We start from the raw sequence: 21,896 nt of genomic DNA on the forward strand, positions 1-21,896 counted from the left end.
GAGTGAGTATATTTTCCTTATAATAGATGCTTTTTGGATCATCTAGTAAAATCAATCTGGAAGCAAGAATTGATATATGTAAGTTGCGCAAGGCGCGGCATAAGAAAGGGGCAAAAGGATGAAGGAGCTTCATACGTTTGGGTGGTATGCAGCACGTGTATCACCACATTTGCCGAAAAAAGCATTTAAACCAGTGCCTACTCGTTTATTTGGTGGACTGGCTTATTTGCTTGTGGCATTGGCGGGATTAATATCGATTGGTGTATTTGAATTGAATGTGTGGGCGAATCTAGGAATTGCGATTGTTCTTGGATTATGTTTTGCTTCACTAGGATTTTTAGGGCATGAAATTTTACATGGAACTGTTGTAAGAAAGGCATGGCTTCGTGACTTCTTAGGCGCGATTGCATTTATGCCATTATCAACAGGGCCAAAGCTTTGGAGAAAGTGGCATAATGCAACGCATCATGTTCATACACAGCATGAAGAAAATGATCCGGATGCATGGCCGACACTTGAGAAACTTAAGAAGAGTAAGTTTTTGAGTTGGGTATATCGTATGCCTCTACATGTACGTTCATTCTTTAGTTTTCTGTCACTAACAATTCAATTTACATTGCATTCGACTCGAATGTTCTTTCATTTTATAAAAGAGTTCAAGTCATCCAATCAAAAATCTGTATGGCTTCAACTTCTTTTGCCTTGGACAGTTTGGATTAGTTTATTGTTTATTATGGGACCTGGAAAATGGTTATTTGCATATGTCATTCCGTTGTTAATTGCTAACTTTATTGTAATGGCATATATCGCAACAAATCACCGCTTAAATCCAATTGTTCCAGTAAATGATCCGTTAGCAAACTGTTTATCAGTAACAGTGCCGCGCTGGGTAGACGTTTTACATTTCAATTTCTCATATCATACAGAACACCATCTGTTTCCTGCTATGAGCTCTAAATACTATCCGTTAGTAAAAGAGAAGATTAAAGAAATGTGGCCGGAACGTTATCACGAAATGCCGATGACAAAAGCATTAGCAGCCCTATGGAATACACCACGTGTGTATTATCACGGAAGTGAATTAGTGGATCCGCATAGAGAGCATTTCTATGGTTCTTTAGGAAATGGACTAGATCCTCATAATATTTCATATCGTGAGGAACATATAGAGGAAGACGAGAGTATTAAAAAAGTAAATCAGTAAAAATTAATATATTTTTGCAGTGAAAAAGCAAGCCATCTCAGGCTTGCTTTTTCTTATAAAGAAACTTCCTTTTTGTTCTTTTTATGGACTTGGACGGAGTTAGTTTCTTTTCGTTGTAATCGTTTTTCTAAAAGATTAACAAAATAAGTAAATAGAAGAACAAGTACGAGATAGTATGCACCAACGATTATGTAAGTATCTAATTGTTGGAAGTTACCTGCTGCAATTGATAAACCTGATCCCCATAATTCGGACATTCCTACATAAGCAACAAGTGAAGAATCTTTTAATCCGATAATAAATTGGTTTCCTAGAGGAGGAAGAGACAGACGAAATGCTTGTGGTAATATAATTCGTCGCATAGCTAAAGGATAAGGCATGCCTAAAGAGCGAGCTGCTTCTAATTGTCCCCGGTCAACGGATTGAATAGATCCACGGAAAATTTCCGTAATATATGCACCGTTATGAATTGCTAAAGCGATTGCTCCTGCCCAAAAAGGGGTGAAAACAACAACGGATGTAATTCCAAAATAGAGAATGGCAATTTGAACAATTAAAGGTGTACCACGAATAATAGCAATGTAGACATGAGCGATACTATTTAAAACTTTATTGTTAGAGATTCGAAAGAAAGCGAATAATAATCCAATTAATGAACCGAGTACTAGGGAAGTTAATGTTAATTGTAATGTGACAATAGTAGCTTTTAAGAGTGTGGGATAGGAAGAGATAAAAATTTCAAACATGCGTTTCACCTCATATTGTATAGATTTTAGTAGAGAATGAAATGCCCCACATAAAATGAATACTTAATCAGTGGGGCACTGTTTATGAATCTTTTGAATGGCTAACTTACTAACTTACTTACTTCGTTTTTTCCTCTTCACCAAGAATATTACGCCCGAACCATTTTTTACTGATCTTTTCATACGTACCATCTTTAATGATTTCATCTAACGCTTTATTTACTTTCTCAACCATTTCTTTATCATCTTTGCGAATAGCAATTCCCATTTCATCAAGATTTAATGGTTTTCCGGCTTCTTTTATATTCGATTTTCCTTCTTTTATCATACGTAGACCAACCATTTGATCCGTAATTACTGCATCAACACGCCCAGGCTCTAAATCCATAAGAGCAGTAATATCACTGTCATATTCTGTGATTTGATCTGTATATTTTGCAACAAGATTTTTAAAGGTACTAGCTTTTACAACACCAATTTTCTTACCTTTTAAATCTTCTGGAGAAGAGATAGCGGTATTCTTTTTAGCCACAAAAATTTGTGCGCCAGACCGATAGTACGGATTTGAGAAACTAACAGCTTTTAAGCGCTCCTCTGTAATTGCCATACTACCCAGTATTACATCATATTTCTTCGCTTGAAGACCTTGAATTAGCGTTTCCCATGGGTTTGTAACTGGCGTAGCCTTCATGTTCATCTTTTTAGCAAGAGCTTCACCGATTTCTACATCAAAGCCGACAAGTTTGCCGTCATTTTCTTTATAGTTAAAAGGTTTGTATAATCCACTCATCGCATAGCGAAATTCTTTTTCACCATTTGATGAAGTAGTAGAGCTTTCTTTGCTACAAGCTCCTAGTATGAAAAATGTACATAGTGTAATGCTAGCAACAATGGTTAATAGTTTCCTTTTCATAAAACCCCTCCTATATATTGATCATACGGATGGTTTTTTAGTATGTTATTGAAATATTTTATTTGGATGATTAGTTGTGCACCGTATGAATGTATTCCTTTTCGTTTGAAACAGAAGTTACATTATAAAACGTTGCGTAAAAATTGTTTTGCCCGTTCATGTGATGGAGCTGAAAAGAATTGTGCTGGCGGAGCATCTTCTACAATCTTTCCATCATCCATAAAGATGACGCGATCAGCTACATCTCTTGCGAAATTCATTTCATGAGTAACAATAACCATTGTCATCCCTTCTTCAGCAAGTTCTTTCATAACTTGCAATACTTCTCCAACAAGTTCAGGGTCTAAAGCTGAGGTAGGCTCATCAAATAGCATAATCTTAGGGCTCATTGCAAGAGCTCGTGCAATGGCAATGCGCTGTTTTTGACCACCTGAAAGAAGATGAGGAGTTACATCCGCTTTATCTTGAAGGCCGACTTTTTGGAGAAGTTGATTTCCAATATCCTTTGCATTTGCTTTCTCTAATTTTTTTACGTGAATAGGTGCTTCTATGATGTTTTCTAGTGAGGTCATATGAGGAAAGAGGTTAAAGTGCTGAAAAACCATACCGACATTTTCACGGACTTTATTTAAATTTGAATGCTTTGGATCAATTCGCTCACCTTGTAAGTGAATTTCGCCTTCATCGTACATTTCTAAAAAGTTAAGACAGCGAAGTAATGTACTTTTACCAGAACCACTGGCACCAATTAAAACAACAACTTCTTTTTCTTTTACTTCTAAATCAATTCCTTTTAACACATCAAGTGAACCGAATGATTTTACTAGATTTCGAACTTGAATCATACAAAACCCCCAGTTAAAAATATATTTTACAAATGTTGCCCCTTATTTCTGTTATTAGTCATAAATTGTCAGAATCCTTTATTTTTTCGTGCAATTTGATATTCAAAGAAATAATAATTTTTAAAATCCCTATATCCTTCTATAATGAAAATATGGATAATAATATATAGGTAGTATTTATATTGCTTATAAAAAGGGGGAAAGGGAAGATGGAAAAAGAAAGGAAAACATTTTCTTTTGGATTACGTACACAACTTATGCTATTCACTACAGTTTTAGCTTTCATTACATATTCAACAAGTATATTTTTTATTTACGTGATATACGATTATTTTCAAAGTTATGTAAGTCAAACTGTATATAATATTCTTGTTATGTTATTAGGGGTAGTATGGTCTGGGATTTTAGCATATGGAGCAGCCGTATTTTTAATTAAACCGCTTCGAAAGTTAGAGGAGGCGGCAAGAAAAGCAGCTGATGGTGATATTCGTGAAGATGTTCCATTACCGAAGACAGATGATGAAATTAAATCTTTAAGTGTTGCATTTAATATGATGTTAGGAAACTTAAGGGGCATGGTAAAAAATATTGATACAACATTTTCTTATACAAACAATCAAGTACAGCAGATTAGAAAACAAACAGGAGAAGCAACGAGACAAGCGCAAGGTGTATCTGAGACTCTTGCAGAGATTTCTTCAGGCGCTGAGCAATCAGCAGCATCAATTCAAGCAATTGTTTCTGCTGTTGATACAACGACGTCTATTGCAAGTGAAGTAGAAGAAAAAGCGAAGCAGTCTGATACGTTGTCTTCAGAAATGGTTCAAGCTTTAGGGCATAGTACTCGTGTCTTTACGTCTTTAATTCAAGGTATTCAAACATTGGCAAAAGAAAATGAAGATTCAATGCAAAATGTACAGAAGTTAGAAGAACGAATGAAACAAGTAGAACATATTGTGTCTGTTGTGAGTGCGATTGCTAGCCAAACGAATTTATTAGCACTAAATGCTTCTATTGAGGCAGCTCGCGCAGGAGAGCATGGAAGAGGTTTTGCGGTTGTTGCGGAAGAAGTACGTAAACTTGCTGATGAAAGTGATCATTCTGCAAGAAACATATCTCAGTTATTACGGAATATGCAAGATGAAGTACAACAAGTTGCAATGAAAATGACAGAACAAGTGAAAATAGCTAAAGAAGAGGCGAAACGTGGGGAAGCTACGGAATTAATTTTAAAAGAAATGTCATCAAGTGTTATGGAAGTAGCCGATGCAACTCAGCAAATTAGTAGTTATATGAATGAACAAGTGAGCCACATTCATCAAACAGGAGCACAAACAAAAGCTGTAGCAGCAATTGCTGAAGAAACGTCAGCTGGTTCGCAAGAAGTGGCGCGTGTGACGCTACAACAGTCTAAAAATATGATAGTAATCGATCAATTATTAAAAGATTTAGAGAAGCAAGCAACTGATTTGAAACAAACAATTGAACGATTTTCAATGTAAAAGGAAGAACAGAATGCTGTTCTTCTCTTTTTTATTTAGTTTGATTTAATATTTACAGTTAAACTATGAACGTTTCCGCAACATTCTTTTCTCTCCCTTTCGGATGAAAATTATAGCGAGCTATAATATTAAAAGGGGTGTCTTTTATGAAAAAAGAAAAAAGACAACGGTTAATTAAACAATTTGTAAAGGAGTATGAAATAGATAAGCAAGAAAGATTAGTAGAATTGTTAGCAAAAAAAGATGTATTAGTAACACAAGCTACGGTTTCTCGCGATATTCGTGAGTTAAACTTAACGAAGGTACCTTCTCAAGAAGGATTAATGATATATAAAGTTTTCTCAGAAGAGCATTTACAAACTGATATAAAGTTAAAGAAAAAATTACGAGAAGTTGTTGTGAAAATTGATTGTGTAGATCAATTAATGGTTATTAAAACATTACCTGGTAATGCACATGTTATTGGTGTTTTATTTGATGAGTTAGATTGGAAAGAAAAAATAGGATGTATATGTGGAAATGATACATGCCTTATAATTTCACAGTCGAAATCAGATAGGGAGATTATAGAAGAAAGATTAAATTTAATTATTTAGATGTAAAAATCCTGTTTTTAATAAAATTAAAAACAGGATTTTTGTTTAAATACGGAAGTTGAATATTCAACATATATGCGTAATATATGTGTTTTTTATTGAAAAAGCGAGAGAGTTTGTTATAAAAATACAAATTCGTATGATTTTAAAAAAATAACTTGTTTAATATTTCACAATGATAATGTGGATGCTTTCACAAAGATGAAAGTGCAGAGCATTTATTATGTACTTGTAAGACATCAAACATATTTAAAAGGAGGTACAACAAATGAAACATCCGATACATGTTACTTCAGAAATTGGGGAATTACAAACGGTTTTATTAAAACGACCGGGTAAAGAAGTGGAAAACTTGACGCCAGATTATTTGCAGCAATTATTATTTGATGATATTCCATACTTACCAATTATTCAAAAAGAGCATGATTATTTTGCACAAACGTTACGCAATCGGGGTGTTGAAGTTCTTTATTTAGAAAAACTAGCCGCTGAGGCGTTAGTAGATAAAAAACTTCGAGAAGAATTTGTTGATCGTATTTTAAAAGAAGGACAGGCTGACGTAAATGTTGCACATCAAACTTTAAAAGAATATTTACTTTCCTTTTCAAATGAAGAATTAATTCAAAAAATTATGGGCGGTGTACGGAAAAACGAAATTGAAACAAGTAAGAAGACACATTTATATGAATTAATGGAAGATCATTATCCGTTTTACTTAGATCCAATGCCTAATTTATATTTTACTCGTGATCCAGCAGCTAGCGTGGGCGATGGCTTAACGATAAATAAGATGAGAGAACCAGCGCGTAGACGTGAATCATTATTCATGGAGTACATCATTAAATATCACCCAAGATTTGCAAAACATAATGTACCAATCTGGTTAGATCGTGATTATAAATTTCCAATTGAAGGTGGCGACGAGCTAATTTTAAATGAAGAAACAATTGCGATTGGAGTGTCTGCTCGTACTTCAGCTAAAGCAATTGAACGTTTAGCTAAAAATCTCTTTAGCCGACAAAATAAAATTAAGAAAGTGTTAGCAATAGAAATTCCAAAATGCCGAGCATTTATGCATTTAGATACAGTATTTACAATGGTTGATTATGACAAGTTTACAATTCATCCAGCCATTCAAGGGCCAAAAGGGAATATGAATATTTATATTTTAGAAAAAGGATCAGATGAGGAAACTCTTAAAATTACACATCGTACTTCTTTAATGGAAGCATTAAAAGAGGTATTAGGCTTAAGTGAATTAGTTCTTATTCCATGTGGAGGAGGAGATGTAATTGCTTCTGCTCGTGAACAATGGAATGATGGCTCGAACACATTAGCAATCGCACCAGGTGTAGTTGTTACATATGATCGCAACTATGTATCCAATACGTTATTACGGGAGCACGGTATAGAAGTAATTGAAGTGCTAAGTTCGGAATTATCTCGTGGTCGTGGGGGTCCACGTTGCATGAGTATGCCAATTGTTCGTAAAGATATTTAGTATAAATAACGGAGAAAGTAGGGATGAAGTATGTTAATGACTAGACCAAATTTAAAAGGAAGAAGCTTTCTAGCAGAAAAAGATTTTACACAAGAAGAATTGTTATATTTTCTAGATTTGGCAGCAGAATTAAAAGAGAAAAAGAAAAATGGTATCCCGCATCATTATTTAGAAGATAAGAATGTAGCGCTCTTATTTGAAAAAACCTCCACTCGTACGCGCTGTGCATTTACAGTAGCATGTACAGATTTAGGGGCGAATCCTGAATATTTAGGGAAAGGTGATATTCAGCTTGGGAAAAAAGAATCCGTAGAGGATACAGCAAAAGTGTTAGGGCGTATGTTTGACGGAATTGAGTTTCGTGGATTTAATCATGAGACTGTAGAATCTTTAGCACAAAATTCTGGTGTGCCAGTTTGGAATGGATTAACAGACATGTGGCATCCAACACAAACACTAGCAGATTTATTAACAATTAGAGAACATGTAGGGAAGTTGAAAAATGTGAAGCTCGTTTACGTTGGAGATGGACGAAATAATGTTGCTAATAGCTTACTAGTTGGTGGAGCAATCGTTGGAATGGATGTACGTATTTGCACACCAGAATCTTTATGGCCTGCACAAGAAGTAATTGATTTAGCAAAAAAATATAATGAACAGGTAATGATAACAAGTAATGTGGAAGAAGCTGTTGCGAATGCAGATGTAATTTATACAGATGTATGGGTGTCTATGGGGGAAGAAGAAAAATTTGCTGAACGTGTCGAGTTATTGAGACCTTATCAAGTAAATATGAAAATGATTAAAGAAACAGGGAATGAAAACGTGATTTTCTTACATTGTTTACCTGCATTTCATGATGTTGAAACGATGTATGGCGAAGAAGTTTACGAGAAATATGGGTTGAAAGAAATGGAGGTAACTGACGAAGTATTCCGCAGTAAACATTCAAAAGTATTTGATCAAGCTGAAAATAGAATGCATACAATTAAAGCGGTTATGGCAGCTACTTTAGGAAACATGGAGTAAAGAAGAAAGGGAGTCTTCCTTTCTTCTTTCTCCTCCTTTAGACACTATCATTCACTATTGCTTTTGTATTGTTATTGCAATTAAAGAGAGGTGAGTGGAATGGGTGAAGATAAGAAATTAGGGTTGTTTACACTAACGGCTCTTGTAGTTGGGTCTATGATTGGCGGTGGAGCCTTTAATTTAGCGAGTGATATGGCAAAAGGTGCTGGTGCTGGAGCCATTATTATTGGCTGGGTTATAACAGGAATTGGGATGATTGCACTTGGATTATCTTTTCAAAATCTAACTGTAAAACGGCCAGATTTAGATGGTGGTATTTTTAGCTATGCAAAAGCAGGATTTGGTAATTTTATGGGATTTAATAGTGCGTGGGGATACTGGCTATCTGCTTGGCTTGGGAATGTAGCTTACGGTACATTATTATTTTCTTCATTAGGATATTTCTTCCCGATCTTTGAAGGCGGTCAAAATGTAGAATCCATTATTGGTGCAAGCGTATTATTGTGGTGTGTTCACATGTTAATTTTACGTGGAGTTCAATCAGCAGCACTTGTGAATTTAGTAACTACAATCGCAAAATTAGTACCTGTATTTGTATTTATTGTCATAGGAATCTTCGCGTTTCATATTGATACATTCTTAGATGGATTTTGGGGGCAAACTGGTTCTTTTTCATGGGGAGCAGTTGGCAGCCAAGTTAAAAGTACAATGCTTGTAACTCTATGGGTATTTATTGGGGTAGAAGGGGCGGTTGTTTTATCCAGTCGAGCAAAAAATAGAAGTGATGTAGGGAAAGCAACGGTTATTGGCTTAATTGGTACACTCATCATTTACATTTTAATCACATTATTGTCTCTTGGACTTATGCAGCAAGCAGATATTGCTGGTTTGAAAAATCCAGCTATGGCTTATTTATTTGAAAGTGTTGTTGGAAAATGGGGTGCTATCTTTATAAATTTAGGTTTGGTCATCTCTGTATTAGGTGCTTGGTTAGGTTGGACTTTGCTCGCTTCTGAAATTCCATATTTAGCGGCTAAAGATGGAGTATTTCCAAAATGGTTCGCAAAAGAAAATAAAAATAAGGCTCCAGTAAATTCATTATGGATAACAAATGGTTTAATTCAAATATTCTTGTTAACATTCGTCGTTTCTGATCAGGCGTATAACTTTGCATTCTCTTTAGCATCTTCAGCCATTTTAATTCCATATGCTTTTTCAGCATTTTATCAACTGAAGCATAGCTTAAAATCTGAAGAAGTAGATCGAAATAAAAATATAATAATTGGTTTGATAGCAAGTATTTATGGTGTGTGGTTAGTTTATGCAGCTGGTTTAGAGTATTTATTATTAACAATGACTTTATATGCGCCAGGTATTTTTATTTTTTACAATGTTCAAAAGCAAAAGAGTTCGAAGCAAATATTTACTCGAGTGGAATTAGCATCATCCGTAGCAATTGGTGCTTTAGCATTCTTTGCGATTTATGGATTAATTACAGGCAGTATTACTTTATAAAGCGCTGTGAAAGCGAAATGAACTGGAGGGCTGAAATATGGCACGAAGAAAAATTGTAGTTGCACTAGGGGGAAATGCGATACAGTCTGGAGAAGCTACTGCGGGAGCGCAGCAAGAAGCGTTGGAAAAAACGGCGGAACAACTTGTGAAAATAATGGAAAATGATGTGGATATAGTAATTGCGCATGGAAATGGCCCACAAGTGGGGAATATTTTATTACAGCAAAAAGCTGCAGAAACGGAAAAGACACCTGCAATGCCATTAGATACTTGTGGGGCAATGAGCCAAGGGATGATTGGATATTGGATGGAAAATGCGATTGAAAAGGCATTAAAAAAACGGAATATACAAAAAGATGTAGCAACGGTTATAACGCGCGTTGTTGTGGACAAAAAAGATGAGGCATTTAAAAATCCAACTAAACCAATTGGTCCTTTTTATACAGAAGAAGAGGCCAGAAGATTAATGGATGAAACAAAAGCAGTGTTTAAAGAAGATGCTGGTAGAGGATGGAGACGTGTTGTTCCATCACCGAAGCCTGTAAGTATTCATGAACATAAAGTGATTAATTCTTTGGTGGAAGATGGAAACATAGTGATAGCTGTTGGCGGGGGTGGAATTCCAGTAATTGATTCCGAAGAAGGGTTAAAAGGAACTGAAGCGGTTATCGATAAAGATTTCGCTGCGCAGAAATTAGCAGAATTAGTAGATGCCGATACGCTCGTTATTTTAACTGCAGTTGATCATGTGTATGTAAATTATAATCAACCGAATCAAAAAAAATTAGAGCATGTCACAGTGAATCAATTAGAAGAATATATTGAAGAACAACAATTTGCTGCGGGAAGCATGCTTCCAAAAATTGAAGCTGCTATTAATTTTGTTAATACAAATCCAAAAAGAAAAACAATTATTACGTCTTTAGAAAAAGTATATGAAGCACTAGAAGAAAAAGCTGGTACTATTATTTCAAAACAGAATGTATGCATGTATGTTTAAATTATTATGTACGCTACTTAGTAGTAAAAAAAGAATGAGGTTAATAACTTCATTCTTTTTATTTATTAATATTTTTTGTACTCATTGTTCATAAAGTTTTCATGATGAAATCTGAATATATAAGTTAATTATGATAAAATTCAAATTGAATACGCTTTCTTGATTTTTCGCTCCAACATACAGCAAGAGAGAGGGAATTTTATGAATAGACGGAACGTAGTGAAAGACTTAAAGCAGTTCGAATTATTTGCTCATTTAACAGAAAAAAAATTGAAAGGCTTAACAGAGTTTGTTTATTGGCGAACTTATAAAAAAGGTCAATTTTTATTTTTAGAAGGGGATTCAAGGGAAAGAATTTACTTCATGTTAGATGGTTTTGTAAAGTTAGAGCGGGTTAATCAAAATGGGAACTTATTATACGATGACTATGTAAAGCGGTATTCTATTTTTCCTTATGGTGGTATGTTTACAGACAGAGGATATAACTATACAGCAGAAGCAATGACGGATGTGGAGGTATATTATATTCCAACGGTAATCTTTGAAGATATGGTAAAATCCAGCAGAACGCAATTGATGTACGTTGTTCAGCAATTATCATCTATATTAAAATTGAATGAAAATCGAGTGCAAAATATTACAATTCCTAATGCACAAGATCGTGTTATCCAAACGTTAAATTATTTAATGCAGGATTTAGGAGAACAGAGTGGGGAAAAGATTGTAATTTCATGTCCACTTACAACAATTGAAATATCCAAAATATCTGGAACATCTCGAGAGACAGTTAGCAGCGTATTAAAACAATTAAAAAATGATAGCATTGTTACAATTTTAGATAAAAAAATTACAATACACAATCCAACATATTTTGAAGAAATCTCAATGTGAAAATTGTATATTGATTTTTTAATTCATAATGTATATTAATAAGGTTCTTTATATATTTATAAGGAACTTTTTTACGTTATCCTCTATAAAAAGATTGTATAGTATGGTAATAATAGCTAAAATCGATAATAAAAAACAAAGTGAAGGGGAGAAAGAATGATTCGTATTGAGTATGATCGATTAGTAGCTATTTGTTACAGTATAGGGGTTTTGTTATTATTAAAAATTCCAAATGATAATGAATTAATTGGGGAAAAACTATTCAATGTCTATAAGGTTCCGATACATACGTATGTTTATATGGATTATAAAGTCTCAAATATATTGATTGTTTCTTTCATACTACATGTAATTGCATTTATATTATTTTTAAAATGGCTAGGAAAAAAGGAGTCTAGTACATTTAGAAAAATGAATAAGATAAAAGTAGTAGGCATTAGTATTTTGATTGTAATGATGCCGTTTATTTTAAATACAATCCTCCAGACATTGAATAAAACATGGTACTATGCAGGAAAAACAGGGGTAGAAGCAATAGAATATAAAAAAGAAGATAGCCAGTGTAGAATGGAGAAAAATGGAGATAATATCCAACCGAAGTGCATTGTTACTTTAAAAAATTATCGTAATCATTCACAAGCATTAAAAGTTGTTTTATATGATAATGCAAACGAGAATTCAAAAAGCTATCCAGTACCGAAACCAGTCTATTTACAAAAACATGAGACAAAGCAATTCGAATTTCAAGTTCCTGTTTCTTATAATAGAGGTATGGAAAAAGATAAAGTACCAAATATTAAATTACATTCATTGCATGAAAATGATACGAAATACAATTAATCTGTAAGTAAAAGTTTATGAGTAGGAGCAAGAATTTGAAACGATATAGAAAATCAACTTGAATCATCCAACATACTGTGAGGTAACGGTATATTGGATGATTTTTTTATGTTATCCTCTTTTTCACGTATGAAAAGGAGGAATACTTTGTTGGAAATGAAAAACATCACAAGGATCATACATAGTTTTTACTTTACGCAATCTGTGAAAGTTAGAGCCATAATAACTAGTTTGCCAATTTTTAATGTCGATATCGGGCCAGTTCACATAGTCACCTAGTGTATAAGGATCTAAGCTTTCTCGTAAATCTTTAACCCAGCGTATATTTCGATTTTCTTCATCATCGCATTTCCAAGAGGTAATGTATTCTTGGGCAATAATTGCTTTACGATGAAAATAAGCCGTTTCATTCGGCGAAATATTTTCAACAGCACCTATGAGCGATTGATGCCAAATACTAGCATCTTTATTTGGGGCATGAGAAAGAAAGTATTGCATGAGTTGAATGCCTTTAAGGGGAATAGGTTTATAGACATAGGAACCAGAGCGCTTGAAATTTTCAGGGATGTTACCGCCATTAAAAAATTCGACAGCCTTTATATAAGGAACTTCTTCTATAAAGAGAGAGGGGCTGCCAGTTTCAAGAAGAGGGGATAATAGGGAATGGAGTTCAGAGGGAGAACCGACAAACTCGCCTTGTGCTTCGATTTTATTTCGTTGCTTGGCGAATAATTCGATCGATGAAGTGAGACGTTCATCTATATAAGGTGCCCAGTTTTGCCACGCTTGAAATGCAGCAATAAAGTCTTCCCATTCCCATGTAATTGAGAAAATTGATACATTTTTTACGGGGTGGACTCGAAAAGTTAAGGAAGTGATAATTCCGAAGTTTCCACCACCGCCACCACGGCATGCCCAAAAAAGGTTAGAGTTTTCTTGTTCATTTGCACGAATGAGTTTTGCACCAAATTTTCCACACGCTTGTACCATTTCCACTTCCATTAATTGATCACATGTTAATCCAAATAAGCGTGAAAGCATACCAATACCACCGCCAAGTGCTAATCCAACAATTCCAACGCTTGCACTTGTACCAGCAGGAATTGTAACACCGTAATTCCAAAGTTCTTTATAAACAGTGCCAAGATTTGCACCAGCCTCAATTGTTGCTGTTAATTTCTCTGTATTAACAGTAATGCGATGCATTTCACTCACATCAATAATAAGTCCTCTATTTAAAAGAGAAAAATTTTCATAGCTATGACGTCCACTTCTTAACCGAAATGGTATATGACGTTCACGTGCCCATTTTAAGGCGTTACAGATATCCTTGTTATTTTGACAAAAAACAATAATACAAGGGAGTTTTGGAATACTTAAATTTAAATTCATTCGGGCTACATTGTAGTCAGGATCTGTGGGAACAACGATACGACCTGTTAATTTTGTTTGCTTCAATTTCTTACTCCTTTCCAAAATAATCAGAGCTTTTTATTAATATATGAAAAATGTCTGTAATACGCGTGGACAAGGAGAGGTGGAGAATGAGATTTACCTTTGTGAGAAATAAATAAAGCATAAGAATAAAGAATCTACATAGAGTTCAATGAAAACAGTTGCAAACTGTTCATATTTTGTTATGATAGTGTTACGAAAACGTTTGCATAAAATTCTGATGGGATGCAAAAGGAGAGAAGGACTATGAATAAGACATGGTGGAAAGAAGCAGTTGCTTATCAAATTTATCCACGAAGCTTTATGGATTCAAATGGTGATGGTATTGGAGATTTACAAGGTATTATTGCAAAACTGGATTATTTAAAAGACTTAGGTATAGATGTAATTTGGATTTGTCCAATGTATAAGTCGCCTAATGATGATAATGGTTATGATATTAGTGATTATCAAGATATTATGGATGAGTTTGGTACAATGGCAGACTTTGATGCTTTACTAGATGAAGTTCATAAGCGTGATATGAAGCTTATTATTGATTTAGTTATTAATCATACGAGTGATGAACATCCATGGTTTATTGAATCACGTTCATCTAAAGATAATCCGAAGCGTGATTGGTATATTTGGCATGATGGTAAAGATGGTGCGGAGCCAAACAACTGGGAAAGTATTTTTAATGGTTCGGCATGGGAATATGATGAAGAAACAGAACAATATTATTTACATCTATTCTCACGTAAACAACCAGATTTGAACTGGGAGAATAAAGAAGTTCGCGAAGTACTATATGATACGGTTAATTGGTGGCTTGATAAAGGTATTGATGGTTTCCGCGTTGATGCGATCAGTCATATTAAAAAAGAAGAAGGCCTTAAGGATATGCCAAATCCAAAAGAGTTAAAATATGTGCCATCTTTTGATAAACATATGAATGTGAAAGGTATTCAACCTTTATTAGAAGAGCTAAAAGAAAATACATTCTCTAAGTACGATATTATGACTGTTGGTGAAGCAAATGGCGTTAAGATTGAAGATGCTGAGCTTTGGGTTGGAGAAGAGCAAGGTAAGTTCAATATGGTATTCCAGTTTGAACATTTAAGTTTATGGGATGCAGAGAAGAAGAAAGACCTTGATGTTGTAGGATTGAAAAAAGTATTAACGAAATGGCAAAAAGGATTAGAGAATAAAGGATGGAACGCTTTATATATTGAAAATCACGATAAACCACGTATCGTTTCAACATGGGGAGATGATAAACAATATTGGCGTGAAAGTGCAACAGCTCTAGGAGCGATGTATTTCTTTATGCACGGTACACCGTTTATTTATCAAGGACAAGAAATTGGTATGACAAATGTTCAGTTACCAAATATTGAAGATTACGATGATGTTGCAATTAAAAATTTATATCGCGAGAAAATCGCAGAGGGCGTACCACATCAAGATATGATGGAGATTATATGGGCTTCTTGCCGCGATAATTCACGTACACCTATGCAGTGGAATGATGAGATGAATGCTGGTTTCACAACAAGTACACCTTGGTTTAGCATGAATCCAAATTACAAAGAAATTAATGTTGAAAAGCAAAAAAATGAAGAAAAGTCTATTTTCAATTTCTATAAGAAAATGATTGCCCTGAAAAAAGAGCACGATGTACTGAACTATGGTACGTACGATTTACTTTTAGAAGACGATCCACAAATTTATGCATATACACGTACGTTACAGGATGAAAAAGTCATTGTAATTAGTAATATCTCAAAAGAGGAAGCAGTGTATAATGAGGATTTATTTGCACTAGAACGCAAACGTTTGCTTTTAAATAACTATGAAGTTGCGGAACATGAAGAAGTAACAACAATTGCTTTAAAACCTTATGAAACAAGGGTTTATCGCATTTCATAATAAAAAAGGATGCTCTTTGAGCATCTTTTTTTATGAAAAAAAATAAATTTCTATTGCAAAGTGAAAACGCTTTTATTAAAATAGATTTATGAAAACGGTTGCGTAAAGATAAAAATAAAGTAACAAAAGGAATCGTTTTCATAAAGGGAACAGAAATTATAATTTAAATCATTATGTTGTTATAAATAAAGGGGAGGAAGAACAGATGAAAATTACGTCTTTTGATTTTTGGCAAAAGTTCGGGAAAGCGTTATTAGTTGTTGTAGCCGTAATGCCAGCAGCTGGTTTAATGATTTCCATCGGTAAGTTAATTGGTATGTCTGCTGGGGATGTTAACGCAGTTCATACAATCGCTCGCGTAATGGAAGACATCGGTTGGGCAATCATTACAAATCTACACATCTTATTCGCAGTAGCAATTGGGGGATCTTGGGCGAAGGATCGTGCAGGTGGTGCATTTGCAGCGCTATTAGCATTCGTCTTAACAAACCGAATTACAGGAGCTATATTTGGCGTAAACGCTCAAATGTTAGCGGATTCAAAAGCGACAGTTTCTTCAGTAATAGCAGGAGATTTACTTGTAAAAGATTACTTTACTTCTGTACTTGGTGCACCAGCATTAAACATGGGAGTTTTCGTTGGGATTATCACAGGTTTCTTAGGAGCTAATCTATATAACAAATATTATAACTATAATAAACTGCCACAGGCATTAGCATTCTTTAATGGAAAACGATTTGTACCATTCGTTGTAATTCTTTGGTCTACAGTTACTGCGATTGTATTATCACTTCTATGGCCATTCATCCAAAGTGGGTTAAATGAATTTGGTCGCTGGATTGCAGCTTCAAAAGATAGTGCACCAGTTGTTGCACCGTTTGTATATGGAACGTTAGAGCGTTTATTATTACCATTTGGTTTACACCATATGTTAACGATTCCGATGAACTATACAGAGCTAGGCGGAACATATACGATGCTAACTGGTTCAAAAGTTGGACAAGTTGTAGCAGGACAAGATCCATTATGGCTTGCATGGATTACAGATTTAAATAATTTATTGGCAAATGGAGATACGAAGGCATATAACGATTTATTAAATAACGTTGTACCAGCTCGTTTCAAAGCTGGACAAGTTATCGGCTCAACAGCAGCGTTAATGGGGATTGCATTTGCAATGTTCCGTAACGTTGATAAAGAAAAGCGTGCAAAATATAAACCAATGTTTTTATCAGCAGCATTAGCAGTATTCTTAACAGGTGTAACAGAACCAATTGAATTCATGTTCATGTTTATTGCTCCAGTATTATATGTTGTATATGCTATTACAACAGGACTTGCATTCGCGTTAGCTGATTTAATTAACTTACGTGTTCATGCATTTGGATTTATTGAGTTAATTACTCGTACACCAATGATGGTTAACGCGGGTTTAACAAGAGACTTAATCAACTTTGTTATTGTTTCATTAGTGTTCTTCGGTCTTAACTTTACACTATTTAATTTCTTAATTAAAAAATTCAACTTACCAACACCAGGGCGTGCAGGTAACTATATTGATAATGAAGATGAGGCATCAGAAGGAACAGAAAATGTACAAGATGGTTCATTAGCAACAAAAGTTATCGATTTATTAGGTGGAAAAGAAAATATTGCTGACGTAGATGCTTGTATGACACGCTTACGTGTAACAGTAAAAGACTTAGATGTTGTTGCACCAGAAGCACAGTGGAAACAAAATGGTGCTTTAGGGCTTATTGTAAAAGATAAAGGTGTACAAGCGGTATATGGTCCGAAAGCTGACGTATTAAAGTCAGACATTCAAGATATGTTAGGTGCGTAATAATATGAAATTGCTAACTTTAAACTGTCATTCTTGGCAAGAAGAGAATCAAATAGAAAAGATACAATACCTTGCTAAAGTAATTCAAGAAGAAGAGTACGATGTCATCGCATTGCAAGAAGTAAGTCAGTCCATACAAGCTGAAAATGTATGCGGTAACAAGAAAGAAGATAATTTTGGACTTTTACTATTAGAAGAGTTAAAAGCGCTACATGTAAAAGATTACAATATTACTTGGGATTTCTCTCATATTGGTTATGACGTGTATGAAGAAGGGTTAGCGATTATAACGAAGCATAATATTATAAAAGAAGATACGTTCTTTATTTCAGAAAACGAGGATACAACGTATTGGAAAACGCGTAAAATTGTAAGTACAACAATTGCTTATAATGGTAAAGATATAACGTTTTACTCTTGCCATCTCGGTTGGTGGAATGATGAAGAAGAGTCATTCAAAGGTCAAGTTGATCGTTTGATGGGGCGTGTAGATAGTAATAAGCTCGCCTTCTTAATGGGAGATTTTAATAACAATGCTCGCTTGGAAGGCGAAGGTTATGAGTATATGATGCAAAAAGGGTTGTATGACACATATGAATTAGCAATAGAGAAGGATGAAGGAACGACTGTCCAAGGCGAGATTGCTGGTTGGGATGAAAATAAACATAATTTGCGAATCGATCTAATATTGTGTAACCAAAGTAAAAAAGTTCATTCTTCAAAAGTTATTTTTAATGGTACAAACAGAAATGTAATTTCAGATCATTTCGGTGTAGAGGTTCAATTGGATATATAATAGAAGAAATCCTCACAGAGAATAAAAGCTGTGAGGATTTTTTTTAGGAATACAAGTATTTCCAAGAGAAAATACTTGTATTTTTTATGACATTTCATATATATTTGTTATTATTGAATGTAAAACCGATTTGGTCATTTTGTATTCATACTTTCACTCACTTCGTTATATAATGAAGTAAGTGAAAGTTAATGGGAAAAAATAGTACGTTTTTGGTTAATACACGATGTAGAAAGTGATATAATTGCAAAATGTATGTATCATTTTCTAAAGAAGGAAAAATATATAATTAGGTGATAACTTCTATGAAACAGATTTGGCGTATTTATAAGACAGATTTACGGAATGTAGCCAAACATTGGGCTGCAATTGTTATTGTTTTAGGATTAATGATTTTACCATCGTTATATGCATGGTTTAACATTAAAGCTTCTTGGGATCCGTATGGAAATACAAAAGAGGTTCCCATTGCAGTTTCTAACCAAGATGCAGGTTCTAATTTAAGAGGGAAAGATATTAATATCGGGAAAGAGATTGTAGACTCCCTTAAGAAAAACAAAAATCTTGGCTGGAAATTTGTAGATGAGAAACAAGCAATTTACGGAGTTGAGCGTGGGGATTATTATGCAAGTATTACGATTCCAAAAGACTTCTCTGAAAAAATTGCAACTGTTCTGGATGAAAATCCTAAAAAACCAGAACTGGATTACTATGTGAATGAAAAAGTAAACGCAATTGCACCGAAGATTACAGCAAAAGGTGCATCAGGTATTACAGAAGAAATTAGTAAAAACTTTGTTAAAACAGCAAACGGTGAGATTTTTAAAATTTTCAATGATCTTGGAATCGATTTAGAAACAAATTTACCAAGTATCGAAAAAGTAAAAGATCTTGTATTTAAGTTAGAAGCGCAGTTCCCAGAAATGAATACACTCATGGATAAGGCATTAGATGATGCAACTCGAGCAGAAGATGTTGTAAAAGTAGCGCAAAAAGAGTTGCCGGTTGTAGAGAGTGTTATGAATGATGGGCAAGAAGCGTTAGGGAATTTAGATAAATTCTTTGCGAGAAATGATGAAACATTGCAACGTGCTCCAGGAACTATTAAGAATAATTTAATGGTAATGCAAAAAGGTTTAGATGGTGCCGCGGCAATTACGGATTTCTTAAAGAATCCATCATTGGATTTCAATCTGGCACTTCCAGATCCGGCTAAATTCCCAGTGTTACCTAATATAACTCTTCCACAAATACCGCAAATACCAGAGATTCCAGCGTTACCGCAGGTGAATGGTGAGGGGTATAAAAATGTTGCTAAAAATATTGATCAAACTGTAAATAATGTTTTCAATTCTACTCGTGTTGGAACCGCATATGTAAAAAGTGTTATGGATGGTCTTCAAAATAAAGGTGTGGATCCAGCTGTAGCACAGAAAAATGTGCAAGATGCTTCGAAATTGCTCCAAGAGCGTATCGATAGCGTTTCATATTTGATTGATTTCTTTACAACGTTTAAGGAAGCAGCTTCAACGGACTTCGGTAAACAGTTCTTTGGAAACAGAGTGGAAAGTTTAACAGTGCTTAAAAATTCTATGGTGGATGCTAACAATAGAGTTAAGCATGTAGGAGATTTAATTAGTTCTGGCCAAGAAGTTAAACAAGATGTGCGAGATGCTGTAAATCAAAAGTTAGATGCAGTAAATAATTTAGTAAATCAAGCAGAAAAAGATTATAATACAAATTTTGTAGCAGATTTCGAAAAAGCAGTAAGCACAGCTGAACAATTGAAAAACAAAGCTGAGAATGTAAAAGAAGATGCTCAGCAACTAAGAGGTAATTTAAATCAAGATATAAAAAAAGCAAATGAGTTAGTAAATCAAACAAATGAAGCGTTAGACAATGGTAGAGAAAAATATGATAAGGCTGTAAATGATTACAGCAGATTAAAAACAGAGCTTGAAAAAGCCAGAGAAGACTTAAGTAACAAAGGTGTTAATGGATTAGATTCTACAAAAGTAGCCTTAAATGATTTGAATGGGCAGTTCAAAGCAAGTTGGAATTTAGTTAATGACATGATTCCAGTTCTGGAAAGTACAAATAAAGTGTTAGCTGATGTGAATAGTGATAAAAACCTTAATGGTACAATTTCTAAGTTAAATAAAGCAAAAGATGGTTTGCAAAAAGGAATGGATTTAACTGATAAAGGAATTGACGCTATTAATAAAGGTCAAAAACCAGCAGCAGATGTTATTGAAAGTATTAATCAAGTGTCTAAAAGTGTTTCGGGCCAAATTGGTGACATTTTAGCTAAATATGACTCAGAAATCACTCCAAATTTCAATGCAGCAATTGCTCGCACAAAAGAGATGTCTAAAAACACATCTCAAATTTTAAAAGAAGCAGACAAAAAGCTTCCAGATGTTAAAAAATTACTAGAAGATTCATCAAAAGGCTTAGTAGACGGGAAAAAGAAATTAGCAGATATTAAAGCTGAAATGCCAGCTACTGAGAAAAAGATTAAAGAATTAGCAGATAAAATTCGTGATTTTGAATCTGAAGAGGATTTAAAAGACATTATACGCTTATTGAAAAACGATGTTGAGAAGCAAAGTGATTACTTTGCGAATCCAGTAAATTTAAAAGAGAATAAATTATTTGCGATGCCGAACTACGGTTCAGCAATGTCACCATTCTATACAGTGCTTGCATTATGGGTAGGCGCATTATTAATGGTTTCATTATTAACAGTAGAAGTACACGAAGAGGGCGCGAATTATAAGAGCCATGAAATTTACTTCGGACGTTTATTAACGTTCTTAACGATAGGTCTTTCACAAGCGTTTATCGTATCGATGGGAGATATATTCTTACTCGGTACGTACGTAGTCGATAAGTTCTGGTTTGTGTTATTTAGTTTATTTATTGGTGGAGTCTTCGTTTGTATCGTATACTCACTCGTTTCTATTTTCGGAAACGTTGGGAAATCGATGGCGATCATTTTACTTGTACTACAAGTAGCAGGATCGGGCGGAACATTCCCAATCCAAATGACACCAGCGTTCTTCCAAGCAATTTATCCGTTCTTACCGTTCACATATGCAATTAGTGCAATTCGTGAAACAGTAGGCGGAATGCTATGGGATATCGTAACGCGAGATTTACTTGTGTTAAGTGCTTTCGTAGTAGTTATGATTGTTGCTGCGTTATTACTGAAAACACCAATTAACAAATCAAGTGAAAAATTTGTTGAGAATGCAAAAGGAAGTAAAATTATTCACTAAAATAAAAGGTTCCTACCGATAGAGGTAG

Annotated in this window: 16 protein-coding genes and 2 pseudogenes; 14 read left to right on the plus strand and 4 right to left on the minus strand. The window is 34.4% G+C overall.

What is annotated here, in order from left to right; genetic code table 11:
- Nucleotides 1–118 precede the first annotated feature (118 nt).
- Entirely contained in the window at nucleotides 119–1,204 is a 1,086-nt protein-coding gene (gene desB, locus AC1Q8L_RS25255) for a Delta(10) desaturase DesB (RefSeq protein ID WP_000661219.1), read from the plus strand.
- Nucleotides 1,205–1,257: 53 nt separating this feature from the next.
- On the opposite strand, the gene AC1Q8L_RS25260 is transcribed toward desB, so the two are convergent.
- The 3 genes from AC1Q8L_RS25260 to AC1Q8L_RS25270 all read right to left on the minus strand — a co-directional run bounded on the left by AC1Q8L_RS25260 (nucleotide 1,258) and on the right by AC1Q8L_RS25270 (nucleotide 3,708).
- A complete protein-coding gene (locus tag AC1Q8L_RS25260) occupies nucleotides 1,258–1,950 on the minus strand; it encodes an amino acid ABC transporter permease (RefSeq protein ID WP_000461535.1) in 693 nt (230 codons plus the stop codon).
- A 118-nt stretch (nucleotides 1,951–2,068) separates the two neighbouring features.
- On the minus strand, nucleotides 2,069–2,863 hold the full coding sequence (locus AC1Q8L_RS25265) for an ABC transporter substrate-binding protein (RefSeq protein ID WP_000823727.1): 795 nt from the start codon (nucleotides 2,861–2,863) through the stop codon (nucleotides 2,069–2,071).
- A gap of 122 nt (nucleotides 2,864–2,985) precedes the next feature.
- Entirely contained in the window at nucleotides 2,986–3,708 is a 723-nt protein-coding gene (locus AC1Q8L_RS25270) for an amino acid ABC transporter ATP-binding protein (protein ID WP_000616921.1), read from the minus strand.
- A gap of 374 nt (nucleotides 3,709–4,082) precedes the next feature.
- On the opposite strand from AC1Q8L_RS25270, the pseudogene AC1Q8L_RS25275 reads away from it, so the two are divergent.
- From AC1Q8L_RS25275 to AC1Q8L_RS25315, 9 genes and pseudogenes are all read left to right on the plus strand, one after another.
- Nucleotides 4,083–4,268, plus strand: a pseudogene (locus AC1Q8L_RS25275) (HAMP domain-containing protein); the annotation flags it as partial.
- Nucleotides 4,269–4,637: 369 nt separating this feature from the next.
- A pseudogene (locus AC1Q8L_RS25280) lies at nucleotides 4,638–5,210 on the plus strand (methyl-accepting chemotaxis protein); the annotation flags it as partial.
- A 146-nt stretch (nucleotides 5,211–5,356) separates the two neighbouring features.
- On the plus strand, nucleotides 5,357–5,806 hold the full coding sequence (gene argR / locus AC1Q8L_RS25285; RefSeq protein ID WP_000711826.1) for an arginine repressor: 450 nt from the start codon (nucleotides 5,357–5,359) through the stop codon (nucleotides 5,804–5,806).
- A 268-nt stretch (nucleotides 5,807–6,074) separates the two neighbouring features.
- Nucleotides 6,075–7,307: an arginine deiminase gene (arcA, locus tag AC1Q8L_RS25290; RefSeq protein ID WP_000682331.1), complete on the plus strand. Its 1,233-nt coding sequence runs from the start codon at nucleotides 6,075–6,077 to the stop codon at nucleotides 7,305–7,307.
- 30 nt (nucleotides 7,308–7,337) lie between these two features.
- On the plus strand, nucleotides 7,338–8,336 hold the full coding sequence (gene argF, locus AC1Q8L_RS25295; protein ID WP_000930283.1) for an ornithine carbamoyltransferase: 999 nt from the start codon (nucleotides 7,338–7,340) through the stop codon (nucleotides 8,334–8,336).
- 99 nt (nucleotides 8,337–8,435) lie between these two features.
- The gene (gene arcD, locus AC1Q8L_RS25300; RefSeq protein WP_000503413.1) at nucleotides 8,436–9,851 is read left to right on the plus strand and encodes an arginine-ornithine antiporter; all 1,416 of its coding nucleotides are present in this window, start codon (nucleotides 8,436–8,438) and stop codon (nucleotides 9,849–9,851) included.
- A gap of 37 nt (nucleotides 9,852–9,888) precedes the next feature.
- Nucleotides 9,889–10,851: a carbamate kinase gene (arcC, locus tag AC1Q8L_RS25305; protein ID WP_000113953.1), complete on the plus strand. Its 963-nt coding sequence runs from the start codon at nucleotides 9,889–9,891 to the stop codon at nucleotides 10,849–10,851.
- Nucleotides 10,852–11,052: 201 nt separating this feature from the next.
- Nucleotides 11,053–11,742 (plus strand): Crp/Fnr family transcriptional regulator, encoded by a 690-nt coding sequence (locus AC1Q8L_RS25310; protein WP_001081906.1) that lies wholly within the window; start codon nucleotides 11,053–11,055, stop codon nucleotides 11,740–11,742.
- A gap of 156 nt (nucleotides 11,743–11,898) precedes the next feature.
- Nucleotides 11,899–12,582, plus strand: a complete 684-nt coding sequence (locus AC1Q8L_RS25315; protein WP_000619192.1) for a hypothetical protein — start codon at nucleotides 11,899–11,901, stop codon at nucleotides 12,580–12,582.
- Nucleotides 12,583–12,705: 123 nt separating this feature from the next.
- On the opposite strand, the gene AC1Q8L_RS25320 is transcribed toward AC1Q8L_RS25315, so the two are convergent.
- Nucleotides 12,706–14,040 carry an FAD-binding oxidoreductase gene (locus AC1Q8L_RS25320; protein ID WP_000814906.1) on the minus strand — a complete coding sequence of 445 codons (1,335 nt, stop codon included), beginning with the start codon at nucleotides 14,038–14,040 and terminating at the stop codon, nucleotides 12,706–12,708.
- 243 nt (nucleotides 14,041–14,283) lie between these two features.
- On the opposite strand from AC1Q8L_RS25320, the gene AC1Q8L_RS25325 reads away from it, so the two are divergent.
- From AC1Q8L_RS25325 to AC1Q8L_RS25340, 4 genes are all read left to right on the plus strand, one after another.
- On the plus strand, nucleotides 14,284–15,948 hold the full coding sequence (locus tag AC1Q8L_RS25325; protein WP_001044701.1) for a glycoside hydrolase family 13 protein: 1,665 nt from the start codon (nucleotides 14,284–14,286) through the stop codon (nucleotides 15,946–15,948).
- A 205-nt stretch (nucleotides 15,949–16,153) separates the two neighbouring features.
- Nucleotides 16,154–17,791 carry a PTS transporter subunit IIBC gene (locus AC1Q8L_RS25330; protein WP_000705568.1) on the plus strand — a complete coding sequence of 546 codons (1,638 nt, stop codon included), beginning with the start codon at nucleotides 16,154–16,156 and terminating at the stop codon, nucleotides 17,789–17,791.
- Between the two features lie 4 nt (nucleotides 17,792–17,795).
- Nucleotides 17,796–18,587, plus strand: a complete 792-nt coding sequence (locus AC1Q8L_RS25335) for an endonuclease/exonuclease/phosphatase family protein (protein ID WP_000771989.1) — start codon at nucleotides 17,796–17,798, stop codon at nucleotides 18,585–18,587.
- A gap of 305 nt (nucleotides 18,588–18,892) precedes the next feature.
- Nucleotides 18,893–21,868 carry a YhgE/Pip domain-containing protein gene (locus AC1Q8L_RS25340; protein WP_000810094.1) on the plus strand — a complete coding sequence of 992 codons (2,976 nt, stop codon included), beginning with the start codon at nucleotides 18,893–18,895 and terminating at the stop codon, nucleotides 21,866–21,868.
- The last annotated feature ends 28 nt before the right edge of the window (nucleotides 21,869–21,896 follow it).

It is taken from the genome of Bacillus sp. GW823-FHT06A11 (assembly GCF_058795355.1).